The sequence below is a fragment of the Ralstonia sp. Ralssp135 genome (assembly GCF_047304345.1).
Lineage (GTDB): Bacteria > Pseudomonadota > Gammaproteobacteria > Burkholderiales > Burkholderiaceae > Ralstonia > Ralstonia chuxiongensis.
The window spans coordinates 1-6,384 of sequence record NZ_JBGLYZ010000076.1; the positions used below are offsets into that span (position 1 = coordinate 1).

Genomic DNA, 6,384 nt, shown 5'->3' on the forward strand with positions numbered 1-6,384 from the left:
CGGCCTGGGCTGACCCTGGCCGCACGCCGCGAAGCCGGGCTCGACGCCGGCGGCGCTGCGCTGCGCGACTATGCGTTGGGCGCGCTGCTGCTGTTTGCCGGCTGCGTCGGGTTGGTTGAGCACGTCCACAAGTTCATTGCCGATGTCCCGCAACTGGCCGGCACCGCGATCGCCCTGTATGGCCTCGTGCGCTTCGTCAAAGAGAGCGAAGCCGGGGGCGCAAAGGGCGTCGACGTGCTGCGTCCGGCATTGTGGTTCGGCACGGGCATCGGTGTGGCGTTCCTGGGCAAGGGCGTGCTCGTGCCTGGGCTGTTCGCCATCACCCTACTGGCGGCGATCGCACTGCTGCCGGATTTCCGCAACCGCCAGGCGTGGCGCTTCTATGGCTTTTCGCTGCTGGTTGCGCTGCCATGGCTGGTGATCTGGCCCGCCATCTTCTGGCACGAATCGCCGGACCTGTTCATCGAATGGTTCTGGGTCAACAACCTCGGCCGCTTCTTTGGCTTCTCGCATCTGGGTGGCGAGAAAGGGTCGCTAGCGACGACCATCCGATCGATCTTCCTGACCGGCACGCCAGCGGTATGGCCAGCGGTGACCGTGTTGGGCGTGTCGCTGTACAAGCTCGTGCGGCAACGCGGGCACGGCGCGCGCACGGCATGGCTGCTGCCTTACCAGGGACACCTGGTCGTTGCGCTGTTCGTGCTGACGACGATTGCCGTGGTGCTGCGCTCGGCCGTGCTGCGCGATGTGTACCTGATGCCGCTGCAACCCGCGCTAGCCCTGCTGGGTGCGCCGATGCTGCTGCTGATTGCGCCCGCGTGGCGCGCCCGTGCATGGGGCGCGGCAGTAGCGTTGTTTGGCGCGCTGGGGCTGGTGGTTTGGGCGGTGTGGGGCGCGCTAGTGACCAGCGGCGGGCAGTTGCTGCCGGCCTGGCTGGCCAAGATGCTGGGCCGCGTGCTGCCGTTGCCGTATGACATGCTGATCCATCCGGTGGCCGTATTGGCCGCCGGGGGCATTACGGCGCTTTGGGCCGCCTGCGTGTGGCTGCGGCCAGCGCGCTCCGGCGTGGTGGCGTGGGCGGCGGGGCTGGGCATGGTGTGGGGCCTGCTCGGCACCCTGCTGATGCCGTGGATTGACGATGCCCGCAGCTACCGCCCGCTGTTCCAGGCGATCAAACCGGTGCTCGAATCTGCGCAAATCTGCGTGGCCACGCGCGGCATGGGCGAAAGCGAGCGCGCGCTGATGCACTACGAAACGGGCGTGCGCCCAGTCAAGTGGCTGCTGGGCCACAGCGGCGCCGGCGACGCTCACCACCCCAACCCGACGGCACGCACCTGCGACCTAATCCTCGTGCTCGAAAAACGCCCGGAACATGCCCGACGCCGCCCCCACGGCAACAACTGGGAAATGGTGTGGCGCGGCAGCCGCCCGGGCGACACCAACGAAACCTTCTCGCTGTTCCAGCGGCGCAGCAATGGCGTGTCCGAGGCGCTGCCGTCGCCCGAGCCTATCGTGCCGCTGACCGACACCCCGCATCGCGGCCGTCGCTAAGCCCAATGCGCTACGCTGTCGTGTAGCGCGCTTCCCCCTCGTTTTCGGTTTTCCATCCATGACGTCCACCCTTCGCGTAGCGTTTGCCGGCACGCCTGAATTTGCGCAGATTGCCCTGGCGGCGATCCATCAGGCCGGCTTTCCCGTCGTTGCCGTGCTGAGCCAGCCGGATCGCCCGGCCGGGCGCGGCCTGCAACTGCAGGCAAGTCCCGTCAAGCAGTACGCCGTGACGCACGGGTTCGAGCCGATCCTCCAGCCGCCGTCGCTGCGTCGCGCAGGCAAATATCCGCAAGAAGCCGCAGAAGCCATCGATGCCCTGGCCGCCCAGCGCCCTGACGTGATGGTCGTTGCCGCTTACGGCCTGATCCTGCCGCAGGAAGTGCTCGACCTGCCGCGCTTTGGCTGCATCAATATCCACGCGTCGCTGTTGCCGCGCTGGCGGGGCGCCGCGCCCATCCACCGCGCGATCGAAGCGGGCGACGCTGAATCGGGTATCACGCTCATGCAGATGGATGCGGGCCTGGACACCGGCGACATGATCGCCATGGAACGCGTGCCCATCGGCCTGACCGACACGACGGCCACGCTGCACGACACGCTGGCCGCGCTCGGCGGACGCATGGTGGTAGAGGCGCTCACCAGGTTGGCGCAAGACGGCAAGCTGGACGCCACGCCGCAGCCCGCCGAAGGCATTACCTACGCGGAAAAAATCGCCAAGGATGAAGCCACGCTGGACTGGTCACACCAGGCCGCCGCGCTGCTGCGCCAGGTGCATGCGTTCAATCCGTTTCCCGGCGCATCGGCCGCGCTGGATGGCGTGACGATCAAGTTCTGGCAAGCGCAAGCGTTGGCCGACCGTCCGGCCGACGCCGAACCCGGCACGGTCCTGGCCGCCAACGCCGAGGGCATCACCATCGCCTGCGGCGCCGGCGCGCTACGCGTGACCCAGTTGCAGAAGCCCGGCGGCAAACGCCTGCCCGCACGCGAATTCCTGCAAGGCCTGGCAATCGAGCCCGGCCAGCGCTTCGCATCGCGCGGCTAACCGCCCAATCTATATAGAAGAGGATTTCGCCATGACCGCGCTGGGCATCGTCAATCTGCCGCTCTTCATGCTGGCCGTGTTTCTGCTGAATGTGACGCCTGGGCCCGACACGGCCTACATCGTCGGGCGCAGCGTTTCGCAAGGACGGGCGGCGGGGCTGCTGTCGGCGCTGGGCGTATCGGCGGGTTGCTGCGTGCATGTGCTGGCAGTCGCGTTCGGGCTGACGGCGCTGTTGGCGGCTTCCACCGTGGCATTCACAGTCATCAAGGTGGTGGGCGCGGCGTACTTGATCTACCTGGGCGGCCGCATGCTGCTGGCGCCGCCCGAGCGCGACGACGCCCCGGTCGAACAAGCGGAAACGCCCGCCGCCAAGCGCGCGCGTCCGCTCAAGTCGCTCTTCATGCAGGGTTTTCTCACCAATGTGCTGAATCCGAAGGTCGTGCTGTTCTTCCTGTCGTTCTTCCCGCAGTTTGTCGATCCACACGCCAGCCACAAGGCGCTGGCATTCTTGGCGTTGGGCGCGGTGTTCATTGTCATGTCGACGATCTGGAACAGCCTGGTGGCGTGGGTGGCCGCCAGCGTCACGCGCCGCGTGGCCGGCAAGCCGGGCATCAAGCGCTGGCTCGATCGCGTGGTCGGCACGGCGTTCATTGGGCTTGGCGCGCGGCTGGCGTTCACCACCCGTTGATAGGTCAAGCGTCATCTGCGGCGAAATATCGCGCAAGTCCCGCGCAAACCCTTGAATTTTCAGCGATTATCGCGATCTAACAAACTCACAAAACCCTAGACCCACAGGAGCCACGCCCCCATGTTCAACTGGATCAAGACCTTCATGTTGATGGCAGCGATTACCGCGCTGTTCATCGTCATCGGCGGCATGATCGGCGGACGCAGCGGGATGATGCTGGCGCTGCTGTTCGCGCTGGGCATGAATTTCTTCTCGTACTGGTTCTCCGACAAGATGGTCCTGCGCATGTACAACGCGCAGGAAGTCAACGAGACCAGCGCGCCGCAGTTCTATCGGATGGTGCAGGAGCTTGCCGGCCGTGCCGGCCTGCCCATGCCGCGCGTCTATCTCATCGACGAAGCCCAGCCCAACGCCTTCGCCACCGGCCGCAACCCGGAGCACGCCGCCGTGGCCGCGACCACCGGCATCCTCAATATCCTGTCGGAACGCGAGCTGCGCGGCGTGATGGCGCACGAGCTGGCGCACGTGCAGCACCGCGACATCCTGATCTCGACCATCTCGGCCACGATGGCCGGGGCGATCTCGGCGCTGGCCAACTTTGCCGTGTTCTTCGGTGGGCGCGACAGCGAAGGCCGTCCGGCCAACCCGATCGCCGGGATTGCGGTGGCGATCCTTGCGCCGCTGGCGGCAGCGATGATCCAGATGGCGATTTCCCGCGCGCGTGAGTTCGAAGCCGACCGTGGGGGCGCGACCATCAGCGGCGACCCGCAGGCACTGGCTTCAGCGCTGGATAAGATCCACCGCTATGCCGCCGGCATTCCGTTTGCCGCTGCTGAAGCCCACCCTGCCACCGCGCAGATGATGATCATGAACCCCCTGCACGGCGGCGGCCTGGCCAACTTGTTCAGCACGCACCCGGCCACGGAGGAGCGCGTCGCGCGCCTGATGCAGATGGCGCAGACGGGGCAGTATCCGGCGTAAAAGCGGCTGCCCGGCCGGGCGCTTCCTTTATACTTCCGCCGTCCGCACGAGCCCGCCCATCGCGGGCTCGTTGCATTTTGATCGCCTGATTTCCTGCTGACCGATGCGCCTGCCGCCCGATTCCCTCGCCCACGCCTTGTCGCTTGCCGCTGTTGCACTGGGCAAGCTCCGGCAGGGCACGGCATTGCCCCAGGCCATCGACGCCGCGTGCCAGGGCCAGCCCGCGCCGGTGCGGGGCGCCGTGCAAGATCTCGCCTACCGCGCCACGCGCTGGCTCGGCAGCACAGACTGGCTGATCCACACGCTGATCCCGCGCCCGCCCGCTGAAGGCGCCGCCAACCTGCTGCGCGTGGCGCTCGCGCAACTGCTGGACGACCCGCTGCCGTACGCGCCGTTCACCGTGGTCGACCAAACCGTCACGGCCGCCTCGGCCGACCCTAAACTTTCGCACGGCAAGGGCATGGTCAACGGCGTGCTGCGCCGCTTCCTGCGCGAGCAAAATACGCTGGTCGCAGACATGCAGGCAGATCTGTCGGCCGCCACAAACTACCCAACGTGGTGGATCGACGCCGTACGCAGCGCGTATCCCGACGCGTGGCAAGCCATCTTGGCCGCCGGCAACCGCCGCCCGCCGATGGTGCTGCGCGTGAACCCGCGCCGCATTGCCGTCGACGCGTATCTCGCACGCCTGGCCGAAGCCGGCATCGACGCCGAGCGCATCGGCGAGCAAGCCGTACGCCTTGCGCGCGCCGTCCCCGTTTCCGAACTGCCCGGTTTTGCCGATGGCGATGTCTCGGTGCAGGACGCCGGGGCACAACTGGCGGCAACGCTGCTCGACGTGGCGCCCGGCCAGCGCGTGCTCGATGCCTGCGCCGCACCCGGCGGCAAGACGGGCCATCTGCTTGAGCTGGCCGACCGCCTAGACGTCACGGCACTGGAGTCGGATGCCGCGCGCGCCGTGCGCATCAGCGAAAACCTGGCGCGCCTGCACCAGACCGCCACCATTTGCGTCGGCGATGCGGCCAAACCCGACACTTGGTGGGATGGCCGACCGTTCGATCGCATCCTGGCCGATGTGCCGTGCTCGGCCGCCGGCATCGTGCGGCGCCATCCGGACATCCGCTGGCTGCGTCGTCCGGCCGACCTCAAGACCCTGGCCGGCCTGCAGCGAGACATCGTGCGCGCCCTCTGGGCATGCTTGAAGCCTGGTGGCAAGTTGGTTTATGTCACGTGTTCGATTTTTCCGACGGAAGGCGAAGACCAGGCCCAATGGTTTGAACGCCATCTGGAAGATGCGATACGATTGCACGCGCCCGGCCAGTTGCTGCCGGTCTCGCCCGACGCGGCGCAGGCCAGCGGGTTCGCCCCCGGCGCTTCGCCCTTGCCGCTCGATCACGACGGCTTCTTTTACGCGGTTTTCCAGAAACGGCCCTGATGCACCGACCGTTGTGACTGTCATCCTTCGCCCATCGATCCGGCTGCTGCAATCCCGGTTCCGGCAGATTCTGCAACGGCTGGTCGCGCTGGTCGCTCTGGGCATGCTGTTGGTGTGGTGTCCGGTCACGGCATCCGCACAATCCATCGAAATCAACCGGGCCCAGCTCGAATACGCCGACGGCGGCTGGAACCTCTCCGCCGATTTCGATTTCGATCTGCCCAGCAACCTCGAAGACGCGGTGAACAAGGGCATCGCGCTCTACTTCCTGGTTGAATTTGAACTGATTCGCCCCCGTTGGTATTGGTTTGACGACCATGCCATCAGCGCCACGCGCGTGGTGCGGCTCTCGTATCACCCGCTCACGCGCCAGTACCGCGTGTCGACCGGGGGCCTGCAGGTGCCGTTCTCGCGCCTGAAAGACGCCGTCGACTTCATGCAGCACGTGCGTGGCTGGCGCGTATTCGAGCAACGCGCCGTCAAGGCTGGCGAGACCGTGCAGGCCGAAGTGCGCATGCGCCTCGACGTAACGCAGCTCCCCAAGCCGTTCCAGATCAACGCTGTCAACACGCGCGACTGGAATCTCAGCTCCGAGTGGAAGCGCTTCAGCCTGCTGGTGCCGAATGAACCGCCGCCGACCCCGGCGCCCGCGCCTGCTGCGCCGCCGGCCAGCGCACCGGCATCTTC

General features: G+C 66.9%; 6 protein-coding genes. All 6 read left to right on the forward strand.

The window, feature by feature from the left end:
* Positions 1-1,551 (forward strand): ArnT family glycosyltransferase (locus ACCD03_RS25240; RefSeq protein WP_413413256.1); only part of this gene is annotated, 1,551 nt, incomplete at its 5' end.
* A 58-nt stretch (positions 1,552-1,609) separates the two neighbouring features.
* Positions 1,610-2,593, forward strand: coding sequence for a methionyl-tRNA formyltransferase (fmt, locus tag ACCD03_RS25245; RefSeq protein ID WP_413413257.1), 984 nt, complete (start codon positions 1,610-1,612; stop codon positions 2,591-2,593).
* 31 nt (positions 2,594-2,624) lie between these two features.
* Positions 2,625-3,281, forward strand: a complete 657-nt coding sequence (locus ACCD03_RS25250; RefSeq protein ID WP_413413258.1) for a LysE family translocator — start codon at positions 2,625-2,627, stop codon at positions 3,279-3,281.
* A gap of 120 nt (positions 3,282-3,401) precedes the next feature.
* Positions 3,402-4,262 carry a zinc metalloprotease HtpX gene (htpX, locus tag ACCD03_RS25255; protein WP_045205157.1) on the forward strand — a complete coding sequence of 287 codons (861 nt, stop codon included), beginning with the start codon at positions 3,402-3,404 and terminating at the stop codon, positions 4,260-4,262.
* A 103-nt stretch (positions 4,263-4,365) separates the two neighbouring features.
* Positions 4,366-5,697, forward strand: a complete 1,332-nt coding sequence (rsmB, locus tag ACCD03_RS25260) for a 16S rRNA (cytosine(967)-C(5))-methyltransferase RsmB (protein ID WP_413413259.1) — start codon at positions 4,366-4,368, stop codon at positions 5,695-5,697.
* A gap of 13 nt (positions 5,698-5,710) precedes the next feature.
* A partial coding sequence (locus ACCD03_RS25265) for a DUF4390 domain-containing protein (RefSeq protein ID WP_413413260.1) occupies positions 5,711-6,384 on the forward strand: 674 nt, incomplete at its 3' end.

What these genes read in the sequence shown, in the direction of transcription:
- htpX (WP_045205157.1), top strand. Translation starts at nt 3,402, where the DNA reads ATGTTCAACTGGATCAAGACCTTCATGTTGATGGCAGCGATTACCGCG.
- fmt (WP_413413257.1), top strand. Translation starts at nt 1,610, where the DNA reads ATGACGTCCACCCTTCGCGTAGCGTTTGCCGGCACGCCTGAATTTGCG.
- ACCD03_RS25250 (WP_413413258.1), top strand. Translation starts at nt 2,625, where the DNA reads ATGACCGCGCTGGGCATCGTCAATCTGCCGCTCTTCATGCTGGCCGTG.
- rsmB (WP_413413259.1), top strand. Translation starts at nt 4,366, where the DNA reads ATGCGCCTGCCGCCCGATTCCCTCGCCCACGCCTTGTCGCTTGCCGCT.